General features: G+C 50.3%; 25 protein-coding genes and 1 tRNA gene. 9 read left to right on the top strand and 17 right to left on the bottom strand.

From position 1 onward, the window contains the following. Nucleotides 1–40: 40 nt before the first annotated feature. Nucleotides 41–436 carry a hypothetical protein gene (locus AC5I6P_RS03150; RefSeq protein ID WP_495692306.1) on the top strand — a complete coding sequence of 132 codons (396 nt, stop codon included), beginning with the start codon at nt 41–43 and terminating at the stop codon, nt 434–436. A 98-nt stretch (nt 437–534) separates the two neighbouring features. Here the strand turns inward: AC5I6P_RS03150 and dcd are convergent, their stop codons facing one another. The 3 genes from dcd to AC5I6P_RS03135 form a co-directional block, all read right to left on the bottom strand. Further along, the gene (gene dcd, locus AC5I6P_RS03145) at nt 535–1,116 is read right to left on the bottom strand and encodes a dCTP deaminase (RefSeq protein ID WP_495692305.1); all 582 of its coding nucleotides are present in this window, start codon (nt 1,114–1,116) and stop codon (nt 535–537) included. Between the two features lie 47 nt (nt 1,117–1,163). After that, nucleotides 1,164–1,700: a P-loop NTPase family protein gene (locus AC5I6P_RS03140; protein WP_495692304.1), complete on the bottom strand. Its 537-nt coding sequence runs from the start codon at nt 1,698–1,700 to the stop codon at nt 1,164–1,166. Nucleotides 1,701–2,093: 393 nt separating this feature from the next. Next, nucleotides 2,094–2,894 carry an MlaE family lipid ABC transporter permease subunit gene (locus AC5I6P_RS03135; RefSeq protein WP_495692303.1) on the bottom strand — a complete coding sequence of 267 codons (801 nt, stop codon included), beginning with the start codon at nt 2,892–2,894 and terminating at the stop codon, nt 2,094–2,096. Between the two features lie 133 nt (nt 2,895–3,027). On the opposite strand from AC5I6P_RS03135, the gene corA reads away from it, so the two are divergent. Next, nucleotides 3,028–4,206, top strand: coding sequence for a magnesium/cobalt transporter CorA (gene corA / locus AC5I6P_RS03130; RefSeq protein ID WP_495692302.1), 1,179 nt, complete (start codon nt 3,028–3,030; stop codon nt 4,204–4,206). A gap of 9 nt (nt 4,207–4,215) precedes the next feature. On the opposite strand, the gene AC5I6P_RS03125 is transcribed toward corA, so the two are convergent. Further along, nucleotides 4,216–6,777: an NACHT C-terminal helical domain 2-containing protein gene (locus AC5I6P_RS03125; protein ID WP_495692301.1), complete on the bottom strand. Its 2,562-nt coding sequence runs from the start codon at nt 6,775–6,777 to the stop codon at nt 4,216–4,218. A gap of 145 nt (nt 6,778–6,922) precedes the next feature. Between AC5I6P_RS03125 and AC5I6P_RS03120 the strand changes: the two genes are divergently transcribed. Next, on the top strand, nt 6,923–7,075 hold the full coding sequence (locus AC5I6P_RS03120) for a hypothetical protein (RefSeq protein ID WP_495692300.1): 153 nt from the start codon (nt 6,923–6,925) through the stop codon (nt 7,073–7,075). Between the two features lie 332 nt (nt 7,076–7,407). Here the strand turns inward: AC5I6P_RS03120 and AC5I6P_RS03115 are convergent, their stop codons facing one another. From AC5I6P_RS03115 to AC5I6P_RS03080, 8 genes are all read right to left on the bottom strand, one after another. Beyond that, nucleotides 7,408–9,462 (bottom strand): GAF domain-containing sensor histidine kinase, encoded by a 2,055-nt coding sequence (locus AC5I6P_RS03115; protein WP_495692299.1) that lies wholly within the window; start codon nt 9,460–9,462, stop codon nt 7,408–7,410. A 175-nt stretch (nt 9,463–9,637) separates the two neighbouring features. Then, a complete protein-coding gene (locus tag AC5I6P_RS03110) occupies nt 9,638–9,892 on the bottom strand; it encodes a TIGR03643 family protein (RefSeq protein WP_495692298.1) in 255 nt (84 codons plus the stop codon). Continuing rightward, nucleotides 9,889–11,196 (bottom strand): aminopeptidase P N-terminal domain-containing protein, encoded by a 1,308-nt coding sequence (locus tag AC5I6P_RS03105; protein WP_495692297.1) that lies wholly within the window; start codon nt 11,194–11,196, stop codon nt 9,889–9,891. Before AC5I6P_RS03105 ends, AC5I6P_RS03110 begins: the two co-directional genes overlap by 4 nt. Before the next feature lie 62 nt (nt 11,197–11,258). Continuing rightward, nucleotides 11,259–12,023: an MBL fold metallo-hydrolase gene (locus AC5I6P_RS03100; protein WP_495692296.1), complete on the bottom strand. Its 765-nt coding sequence runs from the start codon at nt 12,021–12,023 to the stop codon at nt 11,259–11,261. 153 nt (nt 12,024–12,176) lie between these two features. Beyond that, complete coding sequence (locus AC5I6P_RS03095; protein WP_495692295.1) at nt 12,177–12,773, bottom strand: anthranilate synthase component II; 597 nt, start codon at nt 12,771–12,773, stop codon at nt 12,177–12,179. A 44-nt stretch (nt 12,774–12,817) separates the two neighbouring features. After that, a complete protein-coding gene (locus AC5I6P_RS03090) occupies nt 12,818–13,285 on the bottom strand; it encodes a diacylglycerol kinase (RefSeq protein ID WP_495692294.1) in 468 nt (155 codons plus the stop codon). Between the two features lie 185 nt (nt 13,286–13,470). Next, nucleotides 13,471–13,995, bottom strand: a complete 525-nt coding sequence (gene ybeY, locus AC5I6P_RS03085; RefSeq protein ID WP_495692293.1) for an rRNA maturation RNase YbeY — start codon at nt 13,993–13,995, stop codon at nt 13,471–13,473. Nucleotides 13,996–14,003: 8 nt separating this feature from the next. After that, entirely contained in the window at nt 14,004–14,189 is a 186-nt protein-coding gene (locus tag AC5I6P_RS03080; protein WP_495692292.1) for a DUF3285 domain-containing protein, read from the bottom strand. Nucleotides 14,190–14,320: 131 nt separating this feature from the next. Between AC5I6P_RS03080 and scpB the strand changes: the two genes are divergently transcribed. Next, nucleotides 14,321–14,941: an SMC-Scp complex subunit ScpB gene (gene scpB, locus AC5I6P_RS03075; protein WP_495692291.1), complete on the top strand. Its 621-nt coding sequence runs from the start codon at nt 14,321–14,323 to the stop codon at nt 14,939–14,941. Nucleotides 14,942–15,013: 72 nt separating this feature from the next. On the opposite strand, the gene AC5I6P_RS03070 is transcribed toward scpB, so the two are convergent. Together AC5I6P_RS03070 and lipA are read right to left on the bottom strand one after the other, a co-directional pair. After that, nucleotides 15,014–15,991 carry an NAD(P)H-dependent glycerol-3-phosphate dehydrogenase gene (locus AC5I6P_RS03070; RefSeq protein WP_495692290.1) on the bottom strand — a complete coding sequence of 326 codons (978 nt, stop codon included), beginning with the start codon at nt 15,989–15,991 and terminating at the stop codon, nt 15,014–15,016. Next, nucleotides 15,988–16,866 carry a lipoyl synthase gene (lipA, locus tag AC5I6P_RS03065; protein ID WP_495692289.1) on the bottom strand — a complete coding sequence of 293 codons (879 nt, stop codon included), beginning with the start codon at nt 16,864–16,866 and terminating at the stop codon, nt 15,988–15,990. Before lipA ends, AC5I6P_RS03070 begins: the two co-directional genes overlap by 4 nt. Before the next feature lie 95 nt (nt 16,867–16,961). Between lipA and AC5I6P_RS03060 the strand changes: the two genes are divergently transcribed. Together AC5I6P_RS03060 and AC5I6P_RS03055 are read left to right on the top strand one after the other, a co-directional pair. Then, nucleotides 16,962–17,035, top strand: a tRNA-Pro gene (locus AC5I6P_RS03060). 599 nt (nt 17,036–17,634) lie between these two features. Then, nucleotides 17,635–18,960 carry an Nramp family divalent metal transporter gene (locus AC5I6P_RS03055; protein ID WP_495692288.1) on the top strand — a complete coding sequence of 442 codons (1,326 nt, stop codon included), beginning with the start codon at nt 17,635–17,637 and terminating at the stop codon, nt 18,958–18,960. Here AC5I6P_RS03055 and AC5I6P_RS03050 read toward each other — a convergent pair. Beyond that, nucleotides 18,957–19,349, bottom strand: a complete 393-nt coding sequence (locus AC5I6P_RS03050; protein ID WP_495692287.1) for a hypothetical protein — start codon at nt 19,347–19,349, stop codon at nt 18,957–18,959. The two genes, AC5I6P_RS03055 and AC5I6P_RS03050, sit on opposite strands and share 4 nt — an antisense overlap. 769 nt (nt 19,350–20,118) lie before the next feature. Between AC5I6P_RS03050 and AC5I6P_RS03045 the strand changes: the two genes are divergently transcribed. Next, complete coding sequence (locus AC5I6P_RS03045) at nt 20,119–21,612, top strand: NupC/NupG family nucleoside CNT transporter (RefSeq protein ID WP_495692286.1); 1,494 nt, start codon at nt 20,119–20,121, stop codon at nt 21,610–21,612. Here the strand turns inward: AC5I6P_RS03045 and AC5I6P_RS03040 are convergent. Further along, entirely contained in the window at nt 21,609–22,160 is a 552-nt protein-coding gene (locus AC5I6P_RS03040; protein WP_495692285.1) for a thioredoxin family protein, read from the bottom strand. The two genes, AC5I6P_RS03045 and AC5I6P_RS03040, sit on opposite strands and share 4 nt — an antisense overlap. Before the next feature lie 195 nt (nt 22,161–22,355). Here AC5I6P_RS03040 and AC5I6P_RS03035 point away from each other — a divergent pair, with 195 nt between their 5' ends. Continuing rightward, on the top strand, nt 22,356–23,270 hold the full coding sequence (locus AC5I6P_RS03035; RefSeq protein ID WP_495692284.1) for an alpha/beta fold hydrolase: 915 nt from the start codon (nt 22,356–22,358) through the stop codon (nt 23,268–23,270). Here AC5I6P_RS03035 and truB read toward each other — a convergent pair. Further along, nucleotides 23,246–24,121 carry a tRNA pseudouridine(55) synthase TruB gene (truB, locus tag AC5I6P_RS03030; protein WP_495692283.1) on the bottom strand — a complete coding sequence of 292 codons (876 nt, stop codon included), beginning with the start codon at nt 24,119–24,121 and terminating at the stop codon, nt 23,246–23,248. The genes AC5I6P_RS03035 and truB overlap by 25 nt on opposite strands. 44 nt (nt 24,122–24,165) lie before the next feature. On the opposite strand from truB, the gene AC5I6P_RS03025 reads away from it, so the two are divergent. After that, nucleotides 24,166–24,600, top strand: coding sequence for a Uma2 family endonuclease (locus AC5I6P_RS03025; RefSeq protein ID WP_495692337.1), 435 nt, complete (start codon nt 24,166–24,168; stop codon nt 24,598–24,600). Nucleotides 24,601–24,654 lie beyond the last annotated feature (54 nt).

The following is a 24,654-nucleotide window of genomic DNA, read 5'->3' as shown; positions in this document are numbered from 1 at the left end:
AAACTAGCACTAGAAAACATTATTTCAGGGACACTACCTTATGCCACTTTCGCACCGCACCTCTCGCATTCTCGACAAAGGACAGCTACGGGTCTTGAAACTTAAAGCAATCGACCCCAACATGGACTTTGGCAGCGATGGCAACCTTAGAACCCTGACGCAACAGATCGAGCGATTGCAAACCACCCTCAACGACTACAACACGGAACTCGCGAAGATCGATGCTATGAAACTCCAAATCGACGACATGGAGAAACAGTTGGGCGATTTGCTCGATCAGATGCTAAGCAGCGTTCGGGTGAAGTATGGCAACGACAGCCGCGAGTATGAAATGGCAGGCGGAACTCGGAAGAGCGATCGCATCCGCAGAAGCAGCGAGGGTCGGGCAAAAAATAATGTAAGAAAGCTCATCAAAACCCCCGTAAGCAGCAAGTAAACACTCACTGGCAGATGCCCAGACCAAGGAGAAAGGAGGACATAAAGAACTAGCTCCTTCCTCCTTCTTTACAAAGCGTTGCCGCTGGCGTCTCGTCTTCAAACTCTCGCCAGCGTCACTTGTTCCACTTGGTCTTGATACTTGCCATTCCGAGTGCTATAGCTCACTGCACAAGGCGCACCCTCTAAAAATAGCAACTGCACAACGCCTTCATTGGCATAAATCCGGCAATCGGCGCTCGAAGAGTTAGAAAACTCTAGCGTCAAATGCCCACGCCAGCCCGCTTCTGCGGGTGTCAAATTAGCAATCAGTCCAATGCGTGCATAGGTTGACTTACCAATACAGATCACAGTGATGTAATCGGGAACTTCTAACCGCTCTAGCGCCACACCCAACCCGTAGGAATGCGCAGGCAAAATAAAGAAACTGCCATTGTCATCGTGATGGAGCGCAGCAGGCTCTAGGTTTGCAGAACTGAAATTCTTTGGATCAACGACTGTACCTGGAACATGACGAAAAATGCGGAAATCTGTCGGCGACAGCCGCAAATCGTAGCCGTAGCTGCTCAATCCGTAGGAAATAACAGGAAGCTCATTCGAGCGGCGCACAAGTTTCGGCTCAAAAGGGCTAATCATCCCTTCCTGCGCCATTTGAGTAATCCAGGTATCGTTTTTAATCATGATTTGCCTTCTCTGTAAGGAGTGACTTGAAGAACGGGACGAATGACTCAGGGCTGATGGCTGCGGCGAAGCTCAGTAATTTGATCGGCTATATCTAAAATTGCAGGTGACATGTCGGGGCCTGTCAGAATCACATCGACGTGAGACGGACGCTGCTTAAGAAAGTCCAGCACCTCCGCTTCAGGCACAAATCCAAACCCGATCGCTAGACTCAATTCGTCTAACACCACCAGATCGTATCTACCCTGGTGCACCATATCTTGAGTGTGCTGCCAAAGGTCTTGCAGCGATCGCAACTCTTCATCGTCGAGTTGCGGCGTATCGATGCACCGAGGAATGTCGCAGCGCAACCAGTCTAAATGTTGGCTCAGTTGAATTGGGCGATCGTGCCCCTGCCGAATACCCCCCTTCAGGAACTGCACAATCAAAACGGGTGTTCCCTGACTGGCAATTCTCAGCGCTTGCGCCATCACACTGGTAAAAAAACTGCGGTGAGGAGAGGTAAACACCTGTACCAACCCTTCTACACGCAGGTTAGGCGATCGTTTAGAGTCAAATACAGGGGTCTCGACTTGTGAAACCATAGCGACATTCGGGGGTTAGAAGAACAGGTCGGTTGAATGCACCGTAAAAAGGGATTTAGATATAGCGTCTTTGTGCGAGCCGCTTACATATAAAACACTAGATATAGTAAATCGTCAATAGGAAACCATTTGCTTCGTGAAGGCTTTAGAGAGCGATGTCATCGCAGAGGTTGCGCTGCGTCGTTGCCGCTGCGTCCCTGTGCGAGAACGCGTGTGTGACGAATAGCATCTCTATTGCTAACGCCCTTTATAAGGCTGCATCTCTGCCCTATCTCTAGTATGTTGCCGTTACTTCAGTTGAATTTGTCACCCTTGAGCCATAAAATACACAGAAAAAATTAAAAGTACAACTGTACTTTGGAAGAATTTTCAATACACTTCTTCAAGGCAGTTCTACGATCCGACGATTCCTCGTCCTGCACCCTGGAACATGAGCCAGGATAAGAAAAAATTAGAAATAAAGATGGCTAACAGCGAGGTAACAACTGCTGTTGTCGTCGATTGCCCGACCCCTTTTGCGCCCCCAGTGGTCGTTAGTCCCCAGCTTGACCCGATGATTGAAATCAATGCTCCAAACACAACTCCTTTGATGGGTGCGCTACACAAATCCCACACGGACATGAGATCTCTGGCTGAGTCGAGAAAAATCGTGTTTGAGATTCCGTACAGTCCATTGGCAACGAACATGCCGCCAATTAGCCCTGTCACGAAGGAAAGCAGAGTCAAAATTGGCAACATCAAACAGCAGGCAATGACCCGTGGAATGACTAAGTAATCGATCGGATCAGCCCGCAAGATATAAAGCGCGTCGATCTGTTCTGTGACTTTCATGGTGCCAATTTCGGCAGCGAAGGCTGAGCCAACTCGCCCGGCTAACACGACTGCCGTCAACACCGGCGCTAATTCTCGTGACAGAGAAATCGCCAATACTCCACCGACTGCCGAGCCAGCCCCTAGGTTGATAAATTCACGAGAGACCTGAATGGTAAACACAGCGCCGACAAAACTAGCTGTCACTAACGCGATCGGTAGGGATGCAGGACCAGCCGCCGCCATCTGATCGAGTGTGTTGCGCCGATTAATTCGACCTTTGAGTAAATGAACCAGAACTTGACCACCCAGCAAGATGGCAGCGAGTAGACGGCGGCTCCAGAGTCCTAATTCCGATGCTTGAGGTTGGGGCGTTTCAGTCAATGGAAAAATCCATGAGTAACTTAGTTAGTAAGGATATCAGTTCCGTTCAGGTATAAGTACATTAGAGTGATGTCTGTTAGGTTCTGAAGCTCATAAATCTCAAGCTCACATCAATAATCTCAAGCTCACATCAATGGAAGGATCAACCGATATGGTGGGAAAGCGCCGTCAACTTGTCAACGTTGTTACACGCGAAGGAGAACCAAATTTTCAGATGGAATATTTCTACGATGTGCCGGGAAGTATGCCGGGGACATTGCGAATTCCATCGAATGCGCTGCCTCCAGTGATCGGATTGATTGACTACAACGAACAGAAAGCCGTGCGTCTGCAAGTTGAGACGCCGGAAGAATGTGCGCCTTACCTCGATTCGGAATCGGTATCTTGGGTGGATGTCAAAGGGTTGGGTAGCGAAGACGTGTTGCAACGAATCGGAAAAGTATTTGGGTTGCATCCTCTGGTTTTGGAAGATGTGGTGAATGTGCCCCAACGCCCCAAGGTAGAAGAGTATGACGATCAGTTGCTGATTATCGCTCGTATGGTGATGCCTAATCGATCGGGCAGTTCGTTTCACCAAGAGCAGGTCAGTCTGATTTTAAGCCAACACTATGTGTTGACGGTGCAAGAAGAGCCGGAGTTTGATTGCTTTGGGGCAGTGCGCGATCGCATCCGCATGGGCAAAGGAACCATCCGCCAACAGGGGGCTGACTACCTTGCTTACACCATTCTTGACTCGATTATTGATGGCTTCTTTCCGGTGCTGGAGATCTATGGCGAAGATATTGAAGAGTTGGAAGATGCCGTTGTGGCAAGCCCGACTCATCAAACGTTAGAACGGATTCATTATTTAAAGCGAGAGCTACTCACGTTGCGTCGCGCCATTTGGCCCATGCGAGATGCGATCAATACGCTGATTCGAGATGGCAATGCTTTGATTAGCGAGGAGGTTCGGATCTATTTGCGGGACTGCTACGACCACACGGTTCAAGTTCTCGATATGGTCGAAACTTACCGCGAATTGGCGTCTAGTTTGATGGATGTGTACTTGTCATCGGTGAGCAACAAGATGAACGAAATCATGAAGGTGCTGACGGTGATTTCAACGATCTTCATTCCATTAACCTTCGTTGCGGGAATCTATGGAATGAATTTTAATACCGAGAAATCTCCGCTTAATATGCCGGAGTTGAACTGGTACTGGGGATATCCTCTTTGTTTGACGGTGATGTTTGGCATCGCGATCGCGCTAGTCTATTACTTCAAACGCAAAGGCTGGTTTGAGGATTTCTCTACGGTTAAAAGCCGCGATTAGATGAGTTGGCTAAGTTCGCTTGACCTCAGTTTTCCGCCGTTTTTCGATTTCGGAAAGGGGTAATAGCAATGTGTCCTCAATCTCTTGTCGCACTTCTGGGCTGACATAACACTCGCTGTTTAGACACTGCACGAGCAGAAGATTGGCATCGTAATACTTCTGTAAGCGTTCTTCTTGGGCATGGTTGAACTGCCAGTCGTGCCCAATGTTGCGATGTTGAATCGTTACGGTTCTCAGTCGCTCAGCCCAGGTTTGACCATTCGATTGCCACCAGTGCTTAAAGTTCTCTCGATTTTCCGGAGAGACATTGGGTAGATCGTCGCGTAGCTCTTGCAACTTGCGTTTTAATTCAACATCTTGGGCACGGGCGATGGCACGGACGAGGGCGCGAGTGAGGGCACGGGCACGGTCAATGGCACGGTCGAGGGCGAGGTCGATAGCGATAGCACGGTCGATGGAGAGGTCGATGGCGATAGCACGGTCGATGGCGAGGTCGAGGTCGAGGTCGATGGCGAGGTCGAGATCAAGGTCAAGGTCAAGGTCGAGATCGAGGGCACGAGCGATGGCACGGACAAGGGTGCGGTCGATGGCACGGACGAGGGCGAGGTCGCGGGCGAGGTCGAGGTAGAAGTAGAATGCTCTAATTGCAGCAGGTTTGTAGGAAGCTTCTACAGATTCAGATTTTTGATGCACCCATTTCAGGAGTTCTTGTGTCGCCGGCTCTTCAGCTAAGAGTTGATCGATTTCTGCTTTCATCAACTTCATAAAATGATCTGCATCCGGCAGCATTTCCGCAGTCAACAGGAAAACTTCTTGCCAGCGTTTCTCAGTCATGTGGCTGACTAAGTTTTGCAGCAGTTCGTCACTTCGCGTTTCTTTAATCTGCCGTGCGGTGAAATATTCCTGAAACGTGAGGTGAGAAAACGAGTAGATGCCGTGCGCTCGCTCGATTAGCAGCCCATGTTGTGCCTGAATCGATCTCAAAACCGCTGCGCCATCCAATTCTAAGCTCTCTTCGTCTTGACTAACATTTGGGGCATTGCGAATAAACCTGATGATGTGGTCTACAACCACGCGCTGCTTAAAGAAATATTCGCCTCGCTCAAAGAATGTATGGGCGAGTTGGCTCAGCAGGTCTTCTTTGCGTTGGAGCGACAATTTTTTGTAAACGCGATCGCGCTCAATATTCCGGGAAACATTCCACTTTCTCAGCAGTGCATCCAGGCCCTCTTCATATAGCTCCGAACGGTTGGTTGGAAAGTCGCCCGCTTCCCCAAATGCCAAACACAGGAGCGTCAAAAGCAGAGGATTGGTTGCTAATTCTCGAATTTGCTCATTTTCTTCCAGCTTTTGCTTAAACGTCTTTGCTTTGACGGGATCTTGTTTTGTGGCAAACCACTTCGTCACAAAATCGTGAATCTGCTTTTCGTCAAAGTCAGCAACTTCGACTTCGGTGAACTGTTTGAAGGTATATTCCCGCGCTGCAATTCGGCAGGTCATGACAAACTGATTGCGGTGAAACTGCGTTGCAAACCGTTCGATTTGGTGCACAACGCGCTGACTGTCTGCTTCTTTCACCTCGTCTAAGCCATCGAGAAGAATTAGGGCTTTTCCTGCGGTTAGGATGGAGCGCAATTTAGCTGCGATCGCTGCACCTTCGTCCGATTCTTGGCTCAGTTCAAAGCTCTGCGGTAAATACTTCAACAAATTCGGTTTTCCATCCGCTTCGGCAAGCGCTTTCAGCGTGACGAAGATCGGCACTCGGTTCGCCTGAAATTTTTGGTTGATGCACTGCATTGCCAACCGCTTTAGGAATGTTGTCTTTCCGGCTCCGGGCTGACCCAAAACAACCAGCTTGTCATATTGTTCTACTGCCTCAAACCCATCTACGCGCTTCTCTTGAACAGTGCTTAAGCCAAAGCGATCGAAGTTCTCAAGGCTGCATTTTGCTAGTAGCTCTGTTATTTCTAGCCGCTGCCGTCCGCTTAGCTTTTGCAGAATGTTGACATCGGTATAAATCGCGCTGAGTTCGATTGGGTGCGACATATCCAACACACGCATCGTCCCGCACTGCTGTTCAACCTGCGATCGTATGTATTCACGAGTCTCTTGCACCACAGCATCGATATCTTGTTCTGATTCTGTTTGAGATTTCGCCTCTTCCGCTTTCTCTCCAGCATAAAAGTGCATCGTCTCTGCAATATGCACATTGCTGCCTGATTCAGCCTTGGTTTGCAATCCTGTACTGCGATCGCGGTTCGTTTGCTCAATCTTAGATTCTGGCTGTTGGCTCGATTTCAACTGCTGCTCCGAATCAACCGTAGGTTCATCCGATGCTGAAACATTCTTTTGAGCCTGAACCGCGATCGCTTGCCATTCCAACCCCAAGAAAACACAGACACGAACAAACAGATCGCGATCAATAGACTTTCCATTAAAAAACTTACTAATTGGCTGACGAGTCACTCCCAAAGCATCTGCTAAAGCTTGTTGAGTTAACCGTTTGCTAACGAGTGCTGTATCCGCAGTTTGGATTCCGTCTTGAGAAGCCTGAAGCGATCGCTGAACCATACGACGACCGAAAAAACTTAAGCTTATTCTAGCGGAGTCATTCACAACTCACTCATAGCGCACTCTCAAATCACACAGCGCAAAAGCCTAGCGAATACGCTGTTTGCAAGACATTAGAAGCGTCAAACAACTTGGAGAACTTTCAATGTCTTACATCACGGCTCATTCTCATACCGAAGTGCCTATCACAGTGACACCGCCGCAGCCGATGCAAAGAGATTCCACAACTCAGTTCATTCTTGCGATCGCGATCCTCATCAAATCGGTTGCCTTGCTGATCCATACGATGAAGAAATAGTTAACTTGCGCGATCCTTCAAGTTTGCTGAGCGATCGCGCTTTTTACATCCGTGATAGAGCCTCGCTCTTTCTCGTTGAATGTTTGAGCTTCATCGTTGAATGTCTGAGCTTCGCGCCTGAATGTTTGAGGTGCATTGTTGAATGTTTGAGCTTCGCGCGTGAATGTCTGAGGTTCATCGACGAAAGTCTGAGCTTCGCGCGTGAATGTTTGAGCTTCACTGTTGAAAGTCTGAGCTTCGCGCGTGAATGTTTGAACTTCATCGTTGAAAGTCTGAGCATCATCGTTGAAAGTCTGAGCTTCGCGCGTGAATGTTTGAGCATCAACGACGGATCATTTTTCTTGCCGTTCTGATCCTGCCGCTTCAATCGGGAGAGTAATCACAAACTCTGCGCCCTGACCTAATACCGAATTGACTTCTATTGTTCCAGCGTGCTTCTCCACCACAATCGACCGCGCGATCGCAAGCCCCAATCCGGTTCCAACGCCAACGGCTTTCGTCGTAAACAAATGATTGAAAATCTTCTCTTTGACCTCATCACTCATGCCGATTCCATTGTCTTGAATTCGGATGGCAACATGCTGCTGATCGGCTGCAACGGCAGTGCGAATGGTGATCTGATTCGGACGAGCAATTAAGTCAGCAAGCGTCCGGTTTACATTCGACTCTTCCAACGCCTCGATCGCGTTTGCCAATAGATTCATAAACACCTGATTAAGCTGCCCCGCAAAGCATTCGACTAGCGGAAGCTGACCATACTCTTTAATCACCCCAATCGCGGGGCGTGTCTCGCTCCCCTTCAAACGATGCTTGAGAATCAGCAACGTGCTGTCGATCCCCTCATGCAAATCGTGCAGAACGGCGCGATCGCAGTCGGCACGCGCAAACGATCGGAGGCTAGTGCTAATGCCGCGAATTCGAGAGACCCCTTCGCGCATCGAGCCAATTAACTTAGGCAAGTCTTGACCGATGTAATCGAGATCGATCGCACTGATCTTGTCCTCAATTTCAGCATCAGAATACTTCTGCTGATAGAGCCTAATCAAGCCCATCAAATCCTCGACATAGTTCATTGCAGGCGTAATGTTGCCCGCTAAAAAGCCAACCGGATTATTAATTTCATGAGCCACCCCAGTCATCAGGTTGCCCAACGCCGACATTTTCTCGCTCTGCACCATCAGCGCCTGTGCCTTTTGCAGATCTTGCAACGCCTGCTGTAACTCTTGAGTTTGCTGACGCAGTTGTGCTTCTGACTGATACAGCGCTTCTTCGGTTTGTTTGCCAACAACACCCAAGGCCACATCAGTTGCAGCGAGCTTGAGGGCTTCAAGAACAGAATCGTTGAGCTTTTTGTAAGCAAACATGGCAATCACGCCAACCAATCGCCCTTCGACCAAAAGCGGATATCCCGCAAAGGCAACCATTCCCTCCCGACGCGCCCAGTCCTTATCCCCCACTCGCGGATCGTCTAAAACAGAATTCGTCAAATGCGGCTGTCGCTCTTGAGCGATCCAGCCAATCTTAAACATCCCCACCGGAACGCGAGCGTGATCGCCATCAATGTGAGTGTACAGTCCAGAACTCACCTGCAACTCCAAAACGTTCTCGTTGGCGTTCAACGTCCAAATCCGCGCGAAGGCCGCATCTAAGTGCTGCACCATTGCATCGGTGCAGTGTTTCAGAACCTCTTGCAGCGTGCTGCCATTGGTCAGCGCGAAGTCAACTTCTGCTCGAAACTCCACCTGTCGAACTTGCTCTTTGAGGGCAGCCAGCGTGTTCTTCAGTTCGACATTCTCTGCCCGCCCGATCGCGGCAGTGGCGTGTAGATTCTGGTAAAGAATAGCGTGATCTAGCGAGATCGCGGCGTGAGTAAACAGCAGGTTGAGACCTTCAACGCGATCGCAGGTAAATGATTCAAGATGCCGACTATTTTCTAGGTACAAAATCGCGATCAGCTTACCTTGATTCAACAGAGGCGCACACAGCACGTTTTTCGGCTGATGGTGCAGCAAGTAGCGATCGTTAGAGAAAGAGTTATAGGAAACCGCATTCTGATGAACGATAGGCTGCAACGTGCGGCTAACAGCACCCACGAGAGAAATCGGAACCACTTGACTGATATCAACTGAGAGAGAGTGCCGATTGACTGCTACTCCTCCACGCTCAGCCAACCCTTCAATCACCCACTGATCCTCTTGGTGCATCAGCAAAACACATTTTTCGGCTCCAGCAAACTCGCTCACATCCCTCAGCAGAGCAGCCATCAATTTCTCTAGCTCGACTTCCCTAGAGAAAGCTTGGCAAGCTCTCAGAACTGCTGAGAGATCTACCGCTTCAGAAATACTAATGCTGCGAGGTGAGAATAACGTGCTGGTAAAAAATGGCATGAGCTTCAAGAAGTCAAATTGGATTGGTTATAGATCAGAAGAATGATGCCGCTCATCCCAAAGATGGAGTGTATACCAATCAATATGCCCATCAAGCTAGGAAGGGCACTATACCATTTCTCTTCTAAGCATTTGTTAACCTTCAGCACCCATAAACAGAGGGTAAAGCCGTTGTTTAAGTGTTCTGATTTTGAGATTTAAATCGTCCTTCGACAAATCCTCGCGGCTTCAAATGCTTTGTTTTGCGTCCGCTCACTCGTTCGCGCCACATCCGAAAACTAGATTCCTTCATCTCTCGTCGCATCAGAGCGATGACTTGTTTTTCATCTAGTCCAAACTGCGTAGCGATCGCGTCAAACGGCGTCCGATCTTCCCACGCCATCTCAACAATGCGATCGATACTTGCTTGTTCTAGTTCTGGTAGCTTCATCTCTCCATTGCCTCTAGTGATTTCGGAACGGCTGCCGTTAGAATTTCATTTCCCGTTGGCGTAACCAACACATCGTCCTCAATCCGAATGCCAATGCCGCGCCACCGCTCTGGCACTTCTGGCTGTCCTTCAAACGGTTTGAAGTCCGGTCGAATATAGATTCCAGGTTCAACCGTGACCACATGCCCTGCCTGGAAAGTCTGCCACGTTTCGCCAATTTGCCGCACGCCAGAATCATGTACATCCAGCCCCAACCAGTGTCCCGTGCCATGCATAAAGAACGGCTTGTACTTTTCTTCTTTAATGATTTCCTCAATGTCTCCCTGCAACAGGCCAAGCGCCATCAATCCTTCTACAATCGTGCGAACAGCAGTCTCGTGAAACTGATTCCAAGCGCTGCCGGGTTGAAGCTGCGCGATGGCAGCCAGTTGCGCCTTCAGAACTAGCTCATACAAAATGCGCTGCTCTTCAGTAAATTTGCTGCCGACCGGATACGTGCGCGTAATGTCTGAATTGTAATAACCGTAGGAACAGCCAGCATCCACCAAAAGAAGTTCCCCGTCCTGCATTTGGCGATCGTTTTCGGTGTAGTGCAAAATGCAAGAATTCGCTCCCGACGCCACAATCGACGGATACGCCGCGCCCCATCCACCCCGCAAGCGAAACAGATGCTCCATTTCAGCTTGGAGTTCGTATTCATACATGCCCGGTTTGCGGAGTTGGAGCGCGAGATTGTGAGATTCTGCCGCGATCGCAACCGCCTTGCGCATCAACTCCAATTCGCTTTCACTCTTCACCTGCCGCAACGGATAGAGCAAAGGCCCCGGATCTTCGATCGCAATGGGACCAATCCACTTTTTCTCATAGGTCGCCATGCATCGCTGCCACAGCGCAATGATTCGATCATTAAAGCTGCGATCGCGCCCCATGTGATAGTAGATGCGATCGGCTTTTTCGACATATTGCGGCAGCTTTTCCGTCAACTCCGTGATCGGATACGCCTCATCTGCGCCGTAAAGTTCTTTCGCCGCCTCAACCCCAATCCGATAGCCTGACCACGTTTCCTTGTCGCGATCTTTCGGCTGCACAAACAACACAAATTTATGGGTTTCGTGCCACGGCGCAAACACCGCCACACAATCCGCTTCATTGAATCCCGTTAGATAGAAAAAATTACTATCTTGCCGGAAGTTGTACTCCACATCGTTATGCATCACGGCAGTCGGTGCACTCCGAAGAATCGCAGTTCCGTTGCCAATTTTTTCGAGAAAGCGATCGCGCCGTTGACGAAATTCTGATTGCATAACGATGTGGAATAAACGGGGTAAACATATGGGTGTTAGGCAACGCCAAAACACACCCTCTATTAACCTTTGTAACTCATAACCTGGATTACCATACCCTCTTTGGGCACATCTGAACGGCTAATCGTGAGCGAGCTTCCTCCCCGCCGCACAGGTGTGCCGCTCATGAGCGTGAGGAAATTATCTAACGCGGTCAGTTCACACTGATCTTTCGCCGCTGAAGTGCGATATTGAGTCGGCACAACAAGTTTAGCGTTCAACACTTGCAGTGCTTGTTTGGCTTCCTGTGGCGTATAGGCTTTCGGGCCGCCGCCCACCGGAATGAACACCACATCGGGAGTGCCCATCAAAATCTTTTGCTCTAGACTAATCGGAGCCGCCGCCCCGCCAAGATGCAACACGGACACACCGCCTTGAGTCCATTTCCACGCGATATTTTTGCCAAAGCGTCTACCGCCATTGCGATCGTGGTCGGTAGCAATGCCTTGAATCTTCAACCCATTCAAATTGTAAGCACCAGCTTGGTAGAGCAGTTTAGGATTTCCAGGCACAACGTCCACTGCGCCTTCATCGAGAAGCTGACTGCTAATCATCACCAAATCGGCTCCCACTTTGGGGGCACGATATCCGGCGGTGCAGCCTGCGCTCTTAAACGGATTGACGAGAATGCGCTGTCCACTACCGCTCAGCAAGACGCAGCTATGTCCCAAGTACTGAACTGAGAGAGAACCCGTCTGAGCAATCGCCCGTCGGTCTGATAACGCGATCGTCGCGACTGCACTTCCCAATCCTGCGCCCGCTACCTGTAAAAATTGTCTCCGTTTCATAGTTCTCCTCAACGAGTTCTCCTCAACAATGCCGATCACGACTCCTGAGTTCTAAGTGTTGAGTCAAACGGTTCCCCTCGTCAACTTATCTCCTCCAGTCGCCTTGAATGATTGGTTTCACAGCTTGACTTCACGAAGATCTCAAAGATGGTCTCAACGATCGCTAATATCCTGCAAAAAGTTCCGCAATAGCTGCTTACCCGAAGCCGTTAGCACGCTTTCTGGATGAAACTGCACCCCTTGAATGTGCGGGTAGTGTCGATGCCGAACGCCCATAATCGTGTCATCGTCTACCCAAGCCGTAATTTCTAGCACATCCGGGCAACTCTCCCGCTCAATCACCAAACTGTGATATCGAGTCGCCGTCATTGGGTTCTCAACGCCCGCAAACACGCCCAGATTCGTATGCTGCACGTCAGATGTTTTGCCATGCATTAACACGGGTGCAGAAACAATGTTGCCGCCAAACACCTGTCCAATACTTTGATGGCCCAAACAGACGCCTAAAATTGGCGTTGTCACTCCCAGTTGCCGAATCAGCTCCATTGAGACTCCGGCATCTTCTGGACGTCCCGGTCCTGGCGAAATCACAATTCCGGCGGGGTTTAGCTGCTTCACCTGCTCCAGCGTAATCTGGTCATTCCGGTAAACCTGAATGTCTGCTGCGATCGGAAATTCTGCCCCCAATTCACCGAGGTACTGAACCAAGTTGTACGTAAAACTATCGTAGTTGTCGATCACAAGAATCATGGCAATAGACCAGAACGGTGAATTCTAGTCTACCCTGTCCCTTCTTAGCCCGGAAGAGCAGGCAACAGCACAAATACTTTAGGCAAAAGGACACAGCCAGCGACTAGGACTGCCGCGATCGCAGAAACTAACACCGCCGCCGCCGCACAATCTTTCGCAATCTTTGCCAGTTCGTGATAGGACTGCTTCACGGTCAAATCCACTACTGACTCGATCGCCGTGTTGAGCAACTCCATCGCCAACACTAGCCCAATCGTCAAGCCAATCACCGCCAGTTCTACCACGCTCGATCGCAGCGCAATTCCGCACCCGATCGCCGCACTCCCCAGCAACACATGAATCCGAAAATTACGCTGCGTCAGAAACGCATAGCTGATGCCCATCCAAGCGTACTTAAAGCTGGTAAACAACGTGGGGGCAACTTGCCACGCCAAATCGCGATCGGGCTTCACTAAAGACAAAATTTTAGAGGGAGGGCGCTTCGGCGGCTGGGTCGGAACTTCTGAGGACATAGCAATAACTTACATAACGGGCGGGGAAATTGAACTCACCGTTTCTTTAGCGATTCGTTTCTTCAGCGATTTCTTCAGCGATTAGAGTAAGGCGTGGAGCTATTTTATAAGTTAGTCAATAAACTTCAGAAACAGTATTGCAACAATGCCATCAAACGTAAACATCACATTACATAAACATCACATTACAGATGAACGGCGATTCCGACGGAGTTGAGAAGCACCTGCTGCTGATCTAACATTCTTTCTAAATGCTCATCATCGGGATGATCCCAGCCTAGGAGATGCAAGAGTCCGTGAGCAGAGAGCCACGCTAATTCGGTTTCTAGAGAATGCTCGTGCTGCTGGGCTTGGCGGGTGGCAGTCTCGATCGAAATGATAATGTCTCCCAGATACAAGGGTTCTTCGTCCAGCTCATCAAATTCTGGGTACTCTACTTCCAGCATGGCAAATGACAAAACATCGGTGGGTTGGTCTTTTTGCCGATATTGACGGTTTAGAACCTGGATGTCTTGGTCGTCGGTTAGCCGCAAGCTTAACTCGTAGAGTTCTTGGGGATGGAGGGGTAGCTCATCGTCAGGATCGGTAGGACGTAGCATCTCTAGCCAACGACGAAACCAAATCTCCCAAGTTTCCGAACTGACGGGAGACGTTTCGGCTGACGGTTGAGTGGAAAAAAAGCAATCCTGCACACTGAGTTCGACGTGCATGATGCCCATTACCGAGTTAGATAAGATAGACCAATCAGCACGGCTAGTAGCCCAGTTGCCGTCAAGAGGAAGTGAAATATGGAGGTTCCCCGCTTCCGAACCATGTTTCGCATGGCGAGCTTGACATAGGTCGGCGGACGCTCGGTTGGCGTCTCAGGAGTCGGGTCAACAGGCGCTTCAGAGGGTGTAGTCATAAAATCTAGATTCCGTGACAAGAGAGGCACTCTTACTCTAGCAACTGACGCGCTGACTGAAATAAATCTGCACGTTGGGCTGAACCTGCTAACCTGTTAATTCATTCTGCTGACTTATCGATTAACGTCTCATGTCTCGTCTTGCCAGTACGATTGAAGCGATTCTCTACCTCAAAGCGCAACCTCTGTCGATCGCGCAGATTTCCGAGTTTGCGGGCTGCGATCGCAAAACGACCGAGGAAGGATTATTAGAACTGATGGGAGACTATGCCCATCGCGACACGGCGCTAGAAGTGGTAGATACAGGAAAAGGCTACACACTCCAGCTTCGTGAGTCGTACCAAAATTTGGTTCATGCCTTAATCCCTGCGGATGTGGGAGTCGGGGCGCTCAGAACGCTAGCGGTCATTGCGATGAGAGGGCCGCTCACCCAAACGGATTTAGTCGATTTGCGGGGATCAGGCGCTTATCAGCACGTTCAGGAACTCGTGACTCAGGGCTTTGTAAAGCGACGGCGCAAGTCGGATGGTCGGTCTTATTGGGTGCAAGTGACCGATAAGTTTCACCAATATTTTCAGTTGAATCAGCTACCGGAAGGCATGAGTCAATTGATTTCGCGGCGAAAGGCGAAACCCAGCGGGGAAGAAGTGACGGATGGAGAAGCGATCGCGTTGGATACATCGGAAGAAATACGAAAGGATTTAGGAGCAGAAGAGCCGCTTGAATTGGACGAGCTTCAACTCGAAGATTAGAGGGCAATGCGATCGTTCAGCCACGGTCTACAACACTCTCGAGTAATTAAAACTGGTAAGAGATGCGAGTGACTAAACTTCGGGTTTGCTATCGCGTTGCATTAGTTCTCCGACCGCCGCTTGAGGGGTGATCTCTCCCTGGAGCAAGCGATGCACTTGTTGAGATATCGGCATTGAGATGCCTTGTTGCTGAGCAAGTTTGATCAAGACTGCGGTTGTGTTGATGCCTTCAGCCGTACCTTCTAGCGCTTCTAGAACTTGACATAGTGTTTTGCCTTGTGCCAACCCATAGCCAACTTGATAATTGCGACTTAGCGGACTATTGCAGGTCGCTAGCAGATCTCCTAATCCTGAGAGCCCGTATAGGGTTTCGGCTTTGGCTCCCCAATAGGTGCCGATGCGAATCATTTCGGCTAACCCGCGAGTGATCAGGGCGGCTTTGGCGTTGTCTCCCAGTTCCAGTCCGTCACAGGCTCCAACCGCGATCGCAATCACATTTTTCAGTGCCCCGCCCAATTCAACGCCGATCGCATCAGAGTTTGTATAGACTCGAAACCGACTGGACGAAAAGGCCGCCTGCACTCGTTCCGCTGTCTCTGGATGGTCACTTGCAATGACGCTAGCAGCCGGTAAGCCTTGTTCAATTTCTTTTGATAAATTTGGTCCTGATAGAATCGCAATCCTCAAGGCTTCGGTTAGCGAATTCTTTTGGAGCTTGCCGGAACTAATTAGCTGCGCCGGAAAGCCCGTTCGCCAAACTTGAGACGGCAGTAATGGCAGATCAACATTGCTGCCAGAGTCAGGATCAAGTCCCTTAGTAGCGGTGACGAGAATGGTGTTGGGTGCGATCGCGCACGTTTGTAGCTGTGCCATCACCGAGCGGACGCCTTTCATCGAAATGGCAGAGACGATGATCTCGGCATTCTCAATCACGTCTTCTAGAGAGGTCGAAGAGCGTCGTGACCAGATCTCGACCTGATGACCGTTTCCTCTAGCAAGCTCTGCTAAGGTGCTGCCCCATGCCCCTGCTCCTACGACGGTGATCTTCAAGCGTTCCCCCGTGGATATTGCTTCATCAGCGCTCTCACCTGTTCTGCATGATAAGAACTGCGGGTAAGCGGGGACGAGACAACTTGTAAAAATCCTAGCGCTTCTCCGTACTCACGCCATGCGTCGAACTGCTCGGGCGTCACAAAGTCCTGAACGCCCAAATGTTTCTGCGTCGGCTGGAGATACTGCCCGATGGTGAGAATGTCACAGTCTACGGCTCGCAGATCCCGCAAGACTTGGCGCACTTCGTCATCGGTTTCGCCTAAGCCCACCATAATGCCAGACTTGGTGTAGACCGACGGAGTGATTTGCCGCGATCGCTTCAAGAGTTCGACCGATCGGGCGTAGTCTCCTTGGGGACGCACTCGCCGATACAAGCGAGGAATCGTTTCGGTGTTGTGGTTTAGCACTTCGGGCGCAGCGCTTAGCAGAATCGCCAACGCTTCCCAATTGGCGCACAGATCGGGGATCAGAACCTCGATCGTTGTACCCGGTGAAATGGCTCGAATCTCCTCAATGCACCGCACAAACTGACTTGCTCCTCCATCGGGCAAATCATCGCGATTGACGGACGTAATCACCACATGGTTGAGCCGCATTCGTCGCACGGCTTCTGCTAACCGGGTCGGCTCTGTGGGGTCGAGGGGCTGCGGTTTTTTCTCAAAATCAATGTCGCAGTAGGGGCAGGCGCGGGTGCAAGCGGGTCCCATGATCAAAAACGTCGCCGTTCCAGCGTTGAAGCATTCGCCGATGTTGGGGCAGGATGCTTCCTCGCAAACTGTGTTGAGAGCGAGATCTCGCAGAATGTCTTTAACGTTGCCGACCCGCTCCCACTGAGGAGCTTTGACCCGTAACCAGTCCGGTTTCACAACCACGTCTGTCGTTCCTGAAGTTTTGCAATCCTAATCTTAACAAGTTGGTGTGGAGGATTGTATATTTAGACGGGTGTGCTAACCTGAACTATAGGCATCGGGATGTAGCGCAGCTTGGTAGCGCACCTCGTTCGGGACGAGGGGGTCGTAGGTTCAAATCCTATCATCCCGATTAGAAAAGCAAAAATGTGGTGTGAGAGTTTCAGATTAGCGTTCTGAGCTTTCGCACCATTTGCGTTTAAAGGGGTTGCTGGGAGAGTATCCTCCAACCTTACGATCGCTTGATTTGTTCAGCAGAAGAGAAGTAGCAATCGAGATGATTTAGTCGCACCTCAATGTCAAGGTACGGGATGTCAAAGTACCGGAAGTCCGAGTGATAAAAATTCGAGCGTTGCACAATTCACAATGCGAAGTATCTGAAAGAGTGCTCCTTTATTTTTGCTTTTGCAACCATAAACGCGATCGCTACCGCACACCAAAACTCGCTGCCAATTTTCTTTATTGACTGGAGCCAAAGTGCTTCGATTTAGTTTCATTAAATTCCGCCAATGGACACAACGGCTCTGACTCTCAAGAAAGACGAGTTGGGTAGTCACGATTCAATAGGATTGAGCGGGATTCGTTAAAGCGCTCGGTTTTCCTTTTGCGTGACCGTCTTTTAACAATTTTTCAGCCTAGATATTAAAGCCCAGATATCAAAGTGCACAACGCTTTGCTTCCTATCGCTTTCATCTTTGTCATATTCTTTTCATAATCGAAGGATTTTAGCGGATGTCCTTTAACAGTACAGCGTCGAGACCGAGCCTTCCTGAAGTGCATCGAAGTGTTCCGGTTCCAAACGTTAAAAATTTTTGGCGCAAGCTCTTAGCCTACGCCGGTCCGGGATACCTCGTGTCGGTCGGCTATATGGATCCTGGCAACTGGGCAACAGACATTGCTGGCGGCTCTCGGTTTGGCTATGCCCTCCTCAGCGTGATCTTGCTCTCGAATTTAATGGCGATTTTACTGCAATCGCTGTGTGTGCGGCTTGGCATTGCGACCGGGCGTGACTTGGCGCAGATGTGCCATGAGCAATTTAGTCCACGGGTTAGTTTTGCCCTCTGGATTGTCTGTGAGATCGCGATCGCAGCGTGTGACTTAGCCGAGCTTCTGGGTAGCGCGATCGCGCTACAACTTCTGTTTGGCTTACCGTTGGCGTGGGGCGTTTGTCTCATGGGATTCGATGTGCTGGTGATGTTGCTGCTGCAATCGAAAGGATTCCGCTATGTCGAAGCGCTAATTATTACGTTGGTCGGTACGATCGCGCTCTGTTTCGCCGCCGAAATTTGGTTTGCCCGTCCTAGTGTTGGCGGTATTCTGGGTGGATTTGTCCCCAGCTTAGATATCGTCAAGAATTCTGAGATGCTCTACATAGCGATCGGCATTTTGGGCGCAACGGTGATGCCGCACAACCTCTATCTGCATTCTTCCATTGTGCAGACTCGTGCATTTGAACCCACGATCAAGAAAAAACGGGAAGCAATTAAATTCAGCACGATCGATTCTACAGTGGCGCTCTGGTTTGCCCTGCTGATCAATGCCGGAATTCTGATTGTTGCTGCCGCTACCTTCCACATGTCCGGGAATCATGACGTGACAGAAATTCAGGATGCTTACAAGTTGCTGTCGCCCCTGCTGGGTGTTGGGGTGGCAAGTGCTGTTTTTGGCTTTGCGCTCCTAGCGTCTGGACAAAGTTCAACCTTAACCGCAACGCTCGCCGGACAAATTGTGATGGAAGGATTTCTAAGCTTCCGCCTGCCCCCTTGGGCGCGACGCTTGATCACTCGGTTGATTGCGATCGTGCCTGCGCTGATCACGATTTTGGTGTTTGGAGAACAGTGCACTGGGGATCTGTTGATTCTCAGTCAAGTGATCCTGAGCTTACAGCTTCCGTTTGCGGTGTTTCCGCTCATGATGTTTACCAGCGATCGTAAGTTGATGGGAACCTTTGTCAATCCAACTTGGCTCAAATTCACGGGTTGGGGTGTGGCAATCTTAATTGCCGGACTGAACGGGTGGTTGTTGTGGCAGACGGCGAGTGGATGGATTTCGCATTAGAAATCCTCGAAGGGATTGAAGAAATCTCGCGTGGGGCGATCGCGCTGCCCGAGTTCGGAGGGGGGGCGATCGTTGCTCCACGCCCACCAGACTTGACCACACTGACACTGATAAAACTCTTGCCACTTTTTCCGGTAGTCTTCTGTAAACACGGGAGAGCGGCGATTAATCCAAACTTGGGTTGCTTCCGTGGAAGTTTTGCGGCAGGTCGGACAGGCGAACGTGTAAGAATGACTGGCAGGTTTGGTCCACGCAGGCGGAGTCGGGTCAAAAGCGTCCATCATGGCGTAGCGAATTTGCAGCGTTGCGTCTCGCTCATTATGACGTGTTTTAGAGGGAATGAGGGAATCGGCAATGGGATGAAGCCGAGCGATCGCTAGTTTTTGCAAGCATCATTTTTTGCAAGTTAACCTGAGTTCGACGAGTTCTTTCGCTTCGTTGATAGCGGCTTCTGCCCCCTAAATCCCTCATTCTGGGGAACTTTGAATCGGAAGGTTTGGCTTGAAGTCCCCCAATTTTGAGAGATTTAGGGAGGCTTCTCGAATTCATAATCGGAGCGCACTACTTCTGTTGAACTGACGCCAAGTTAGTAACATCTATTTTCAGCTATAAAGCTCGGAGTTCCGAGTGTAGAGCCTGGCAGTTCGGCTTCTGAAGGCGAAGTCCCGAGCTTTGAGCTTCAATCTCCGAGTAAAAAGCTTGGAGTTCCGAGTTCTGAAGGCGGAACTCCGAGCTTTGAGCCTCGCTCTCCGAGTAAAAAGCCTGGAGTTCCGAGTATAGAGCCTGACAACCCGTGTTCTGAAGGCGGAACTTCGTGTTCTGAAGGTGGAACTTTGCATTCTGAAGGCGGAACTTCGCGTTCTGAAGCCGATCGCTTCCGTGAAAAGCATTAAAAAAGCGCGATTGCTCCGCAAGCTCCGAAGGATCGCTTGCTTCATCCAGTTCCTCAGTAGAGACAAATCTTCTACCCAGCCTGCATTACTTAGCAATCTTTAACCATCCGCTCTAATCGGATAACAGCTTTCAAGCATTGATTTCGCCATCACGCCCAAAGTGCAACGTCCGGGTCAATAATTTGTGCCAAGTAGAGATTTTTTGGGTATCGTCTGTATGAACAGATTGTCAATGACGATACCTACCCCCGCTTCTACTGCCCTTATGATCCTCAATCTCATTTCGCTGCTTGGCATGTTTGGGCTTTGCGCGATCGCTTGGCTCTTCTCAGAAAACCGCCGTCTGAAATTCTTTCCCTGGCGCGTTGTGTTCACGGGTATTCTGCTTCAGCTTGTGCTGGGAGCGCTTGTGTTTGGGTTTCCAGTGACGCAATGGGCGCTTCAAGTTTTTAGTAGTTTGTTAGATGGTGTGTTTTTGGCGGCAGATACGGGTGCGAATTTCGTGTTTGGCAAAAATTTAGTGCCGCTTCCGACTAAACCTGCGGACATCAACTTAGGCTACATCTTTGCGTTCCGAGCGCTGCCGACGGTCGTCTTCTTTTCAGGACTGATGGCACTGCTGCAAAATTTGGGCGTTATTCAAGCGATTACGGGCGTGTTTGCGAAGGCGTTCTATCACACAATGCGGCTGAGTGGAGCAGAAGCCCTCAGCGGCGCGGCAAATATTTTTGTGGGCATCGAAGCCGCGATCGTCGTCAAGCCTTACCTCGCCAAAATGACTCGCAGCGAACTTTGCGCGATTCTGTCCTGCTGCTTTGGAACGGCGGCTTCTTCCACACTGGCAATCTATGTCAGCTTTCTGCGTCCCGTCTTTCCCAATATTCTGGGACATTTAGTATCGGCGTCGATTATTGCGATTCCCGCCTGTTTTGTGTTGTCTAAAATTTTGGTTCCAGAAACCGAGATTCCCCTCACAATGGGCGGTGTTCCTCAGGAAGAAAAGACGCAGCGCGTGCAAGAAACGGTTGGAGGAGAACCGATCGAGCGGATGAATTCCCTTGATGCTGCGATCGTCGGCGCGTTAGATGGCGTCAAAATGGCAGTGGCGATCGCGGCTGTCTTGATCCTCATTCTGGGATTCGTTTCGCTGATCAATCAAATCTTTGCAGGTCTCGCCGGAATTCCGGGCGGTGTAGGTGACTTCTTCAAAGTGGTGACGCTTGCTAATATTGAAGGCGCGTTATTCCTGCCGTTCACTATCTTGACAGGTGTTTCTCTCGAATGGAGTGAGCTTTGGGAATCGTCGGTGCTGATCGGACGCCGCTTGTTTGAAACCGCCATTCCGTCATATCAGGCCTTGGGTCTGGCTGCTGCTCGTCCTGACAATCCGCTCAGCGATCGCGCCGTTCTGATCGTCAGCTATGCGCTGTCGGGCTTTGCTCACCTCGCCTCCGTCGGAATTTTTGTCGGTGGTACGATCGCGCTGATTCCCTCGCGGCGCAAAGATATTGCTGATTTGGGCTGGAAAGCGTTGTTCGTTGGCACGCTTGCGACGCTGATGATTGCTTGTGTGGCGGGAGTATACGATACGGGTGCTGCGAGCATTCTGGGCACGAAGCCTAACCCGCAAGTCACGGCAAGTCCTGCTGCTCCGACCTCACTCACTTCGCCTGCACCCAGGCTAACACCATCGCCAAAAGCCGCCACTTCTGCACCGAAGGTAAAGGCTTCACCCGCGAAGCCTGATGCTGCTCGTTAAGATGCACGCCATTTGACCGAGCCGCCAATCGGTTCGGTCGAGGCAGGCGACGGAGATTGACCCTTGAGAACCTGCGTGATCGCCTCTCTTAAATACTGACGTTTGACCGCTTTCGGATTTTCGGCATTGTCATCGATCGCACCGCGATAGCGTAGCACTCCGGCTTGATCGATCAGAAACGCGTGGGGTGTCTTGGTTGCACCAAACGTCTCGGCCACGTCTTGAGTGACATCACGCAAATACAGAAAATTGAGCTGGTTTTTGGCAGCAAACGATTTCATTTGCTCGAAGCGATCTTGAGGAAACTGCTGCTCATCGTTGGGGTTTAAGCCAATCATCAGAAAGCCTTGATCGTGAAACTCTGCTTGGAGTTGTTTGAGGCGATCGAGGTATAGATTGACGTAAGGACACCCATTGCAGATGAACACCACTGCGATCGCGCGCTGATTTTTCAAATAGTCAGCGAGGTGATGCACTAAGCCGTCTGTGCCGGGAAGCTCGAAATCTGGGGCATAGCTACCAATCGAAGTACCAAGGGTTTCTATCATTTTTTTATGAAGGATTAGCGTAGGAACTGGACAAAAGCGTAGGAACTGGACAAATAAGGGTCGCCTAATGGACTAGAGCGACAAGCGAAGAACCGTATCCCGAATGCTAGATTTATGAAAGTTCATATTTTAATAGAATTCCACTATTCGCCCTGGCGCTAACAGGGGATCCTTACCCAAACGCTCTCAAGGTTTATGCTCACCTCTTCAATTTCGGTTCGGTCTGATTACAGCACCTGGATGTGGAAAGGCTTTCAAGTTGCCTATCAAGCTGAGGGAACAGCAGGTCCTGCGGTTGTGCTAGTGCATGGATTTGGAGCATCGTTTTATCACTGGCGCAAAAATTTGCCCGAGCTTGCAAAAACCTGTCGCGTCTATGCGATCGATTTAATCGGGTTTGGCAAATCGTCTAAACCGATTCCTGACAAGCAGATGGAGTACACCTTTGAGACGTGGGGAGCGCAGCTTGCAGATTTTTGCCGAGAGGTGATTGGTGAGCCTGCATTCTTAGTGGGCAATTCGATTGGCTCAATCGCGATCATGCAAGCGGCGGTTGATGCTCCTGACTGGGTGCGTGGTGTTGCCTTGGTGGGATGTTCGCTGCGGTTGCTGCATGAACGGCATCAAGCGACGCAACCGTGGTTTAAGCGTGTCGGTGCGCCAATTTTGCAGAAGGTGCTGAAGAAGAAATGGTTTGGTCAGTTGTTTTTCAAGCAGCTTGCCACACCTAAGACGGTTCGGAAAGTGTTGCTGAAGGCGTATGGACGATCAGACGCGGTGACGGACGAATTAGTCGATCTGCTGTTGGGAGCCGCCAAGGATGAGGGCGCGATGGGAGTATTCATTGCGTTTACAAATTATTCTCAAGGCCCCTTGCCCGAAGATTTGTTGCCAGAGTTGTCGTGCCCTGCGATCGTGCTGTGGGGCGAAGCAGATCCGTGGGAACCGATCGCGCTGGGGCGTGCGTTTGCTGAGTATCCGCGAGTCGAATCGTTTATTCCGCTTGCGGGAGTGGGGCACTGCCCGCAAGATGAAGCACCGGAAGTCGTCAACCCGATTTTGCGGGATTGGATTTTAGAGAAAGCTCACACGGGTTCAAACACCATTTGAGGCACAAGGACACCTTCTATAGAACGGGTGATGCCCAAAAAGCGATCGCGCTCGTCCCACACGCGCATGAGTTGATCTTCGGAGTGGTCTGAAGCAATCTTTTGCCCTTGACACCAACGCCGCGCTAAGTCTTCGGGCAGATGGATTTTAGATAAATGAGACAACGCACGATCGGGTGAAACCAGCGTGAAGGTTCCTGCTTCTATTTGCTGAGCGAGTTCCTCGAAGGTCAAACTGTCGGTCAGCGTAAAGCCACTACTCTCCGTTCGGATGAGTTTTGCGAGCGTCGCTCCAGTGTTTAGCGCTGCGCCTAAGTCCCTGGCGATCGCACGAATGTAAGTGCCTGCCCCGCACGCGATCGCAAGCTCTAATTCGGGAAAGTCTCCCGCTCTCCAATCCAAAATATCGAGAGTGTAAACGTCTACCGATCGTGCGGGTACATCGATCAATTCTCCCGATCGCGCCAAGTCATACAGCCGTTTTCCTTCAACTTGAATGGCGCTGTAGTTTGGCGGTATCTGCTGAATGTTGCCTAAAAAAAGCGGTAACTTCTCTCTAATTGCCTCTAACGTCAATTGGGGAACGGCTTGACTCGTCAGCGTTTCGCCTTCTAAATCATCCGTTGCAGTGGTAACGCCAAATCGAATTGTGGCTTGGTACGCTTTGTCACTACGGAGATATTGCAGTAGTCGGGTCGCCCGTCCGATCGCGATCGGTAGAACCCCGATCGCGGCAGGGTCAAGCGTTCCAGCATGTCCGATGCGTTTGAGCTTGAGCAACTTGCGAGCTTTTGCCACGCAGTCGTGTGAGGTGAAGCCAGAGGGTTTGTTGAGATTGAGGAAACCGTTCACAAGTAACTCGATCGTTTGAGTGCAGTTTCTTATCTTAGTTTGGCCTGCTTAGATGTTGTACTCAACCCTACAAGGTTTACATTGGCGATGTGCGGCTGTGGATTCCTAAACATCGACAGTACACCTATCCCGATGTGATGGTGATTCGGGGTGAACCAGTTTATGCGGACAAGGGCACAACAACGGTAACTAATCCGATGCTGATTGCAGAGGTGTTGCCGAAGTCTACGCAGAACTATGATCAGGGGGATAAGTTCACGTATTACCGCTCGATTCCAGAGATGGAGGAGTATCTGTTGATCGATCAGACGCGATCGCGGGTGATGCAGTATCGGAAGACTGAGCAGGGATGGCTGCTGACAGACTACGAGAGCGAGAATTCTGTGGTGCGGTTGGGAACGGTTGGGCTTGAGATTGGCTTTGGCGATTTGTATGAAGGCGTCAATTTTGATGAGCAAGAGTTGGCAAACGATAAATAACGAGCGCTTCGCTCCAAAGATGTGTTTGCCCCACTCATGAGGCGAGAGCGTCCA

The organism is Myxacorys sp., from assembly GCF_059501405.1.
This window is presented reverse-complemented; position numbering and strand designations above follow the sequence as displayed.

What these genes read in the sequence shown, in the direction of transcription:
- AC5I6P_RS03150 (WP_495692306.1), top strand. Translation starts at nt 41, where the DNA reads ATGCCACTTTCGCACCGCACCTCTCGCATTCTCGACAAAGGACAGCTA.
- dcd (WP_495692305.1), bottom strand. Translation starts at nt 1,116, where the DNA reads ATGATTAAAAACGATACCTGGATTACTCAAATGGCGCAGGAAGGGATG.
- AC5I6P_RS03140 (WP_495692304.1), bottom strand. Translation starts at nt 1,700, where the DNA reads ATGGTTTCACAAGTCGAGACCCCTGTATTTGACTCTAAACGATCGCCT.
- corA (WP_495692302.1), top strand. Translation starts at nt 3,028, where the DNA reads ATGGAAGGATCAACCGATATGGTGGGAAAGCGCCGTCAACTTGTCAAC.
- AC5I6P_RS03125 (WP_495692301.1), bottom strand. Translation starts at nt 6,777, where the DNA reads ATGGTTCAGCGATCGCTTCAGGCTTCTCAAGACGGAATCCAAACTGCG.
- AC5I6P_RS03120 (WP_495692300.1), top strand. Translation starts at nt 6,923, where the DNA reads ATGTCTTACATCACGGCTCATTCTCATACCGAAGTGCCTATCACAGTG.
- AC5I6P_RS03115 (WP_495692299.1), bottom strand. Translation starts at nt 9,462, where the DNA reads ATGCCATTTTTTACCAGCACGTTATTCTCACCTCGCAGCATTAGTATT.
- AC5I6P_RS03110 (WP_495692298.1), bottom strand. Translation starts at nt 9,892, where the DNA reads ATGAAGCTACCAGAACTAGAACAAGCAAGTATCGATCGCATTGTTGAG.
- AC5I6P_RS03105 (WP_495692297.1), bottom strand. Translation starts at nt 11,196, where the DNA reads ATGCAATCAGAATTTCGTCAACGGCGCGATCGCTTTCTCGAAAAAATT.
- AC5I6P_RS03100 (WP_495692296.1), bottom strand. Translation starts at nt 12,023, where the DNA reads ATGAAACGGAGACAATTTTTACAGGTAGCGGGCGCAGGATTGGGAAGT.
- AC5I6P_RS03095 (WP_495692295.1), bottom strand. Translation starts at nt 12,773, where the DNA reads ATGATTCTTGTGATCGACAACTACGATAGTTTTACGTACAACTTGGTT.
- AC5I6P_RS03090 (WP_495692294.1), bottom strand. Translation starts at nt 13,285, where the DNA reads ATGTCCTCAGAAGTTCCGACCCAGCCGCCGAAGCGCCCTCCCTCTAAA.
- ybeY (WP_495692293.1), bottom strand. Translation starts at nt 13,995, where the DNA reads ATGCACGTCGAACTCAGTGTGCAGGATTGCTTTTTTTCCACTCAACCG.
- AC5I6P_RS03080 (WP_495692292.1), bottom strand. Translation starts at nt 14,189, where the DNA reads ATGACTACACCCTCTGAAGCGCCTGTTGACCCGACTCCTGAGACGCCA.
- scpB (WP_495692291.1), top strand. Translation starts at nt 14,321, where the DNA reads ATGTCTCGTCTTGCCAGTACGATTGAAGCGATTCTCTACCTCAAAGCG.
- AC5I6P_RS03055 (WP_495692288.1), top strand. Translation starts at nt 17,635, where the DNA reads ATGTCCTTTAACAGTACAGCGTCGAGACCGAGCCTTCCTGAAGTGCAT.
- AC5I6P_RS03045 (WP_495692286.1), top strand. Translation starts at nt 20,119, where the DNA reads ATGATCCTCAATCTCATTTCGCTGCTTGGCATGTTTGGGCTTTGCGCG.
- AC5I6P_RS03040 (WP_495692285.1), bottom strand. Translation starts at nt 22,160, where the DNA reads ATGATAGAAACCCTTGGTACTTCGATTGGTAGCTATGCCCCAGATTTC.
- AC5I6P_RS03035 (WP_495692284.1), top strand. Translation starts at nt 22,356, where the DNA reads ATGCTCACCTCTTCAATTTCGGTTCGGTCTGATTACAGCACCTGGATG.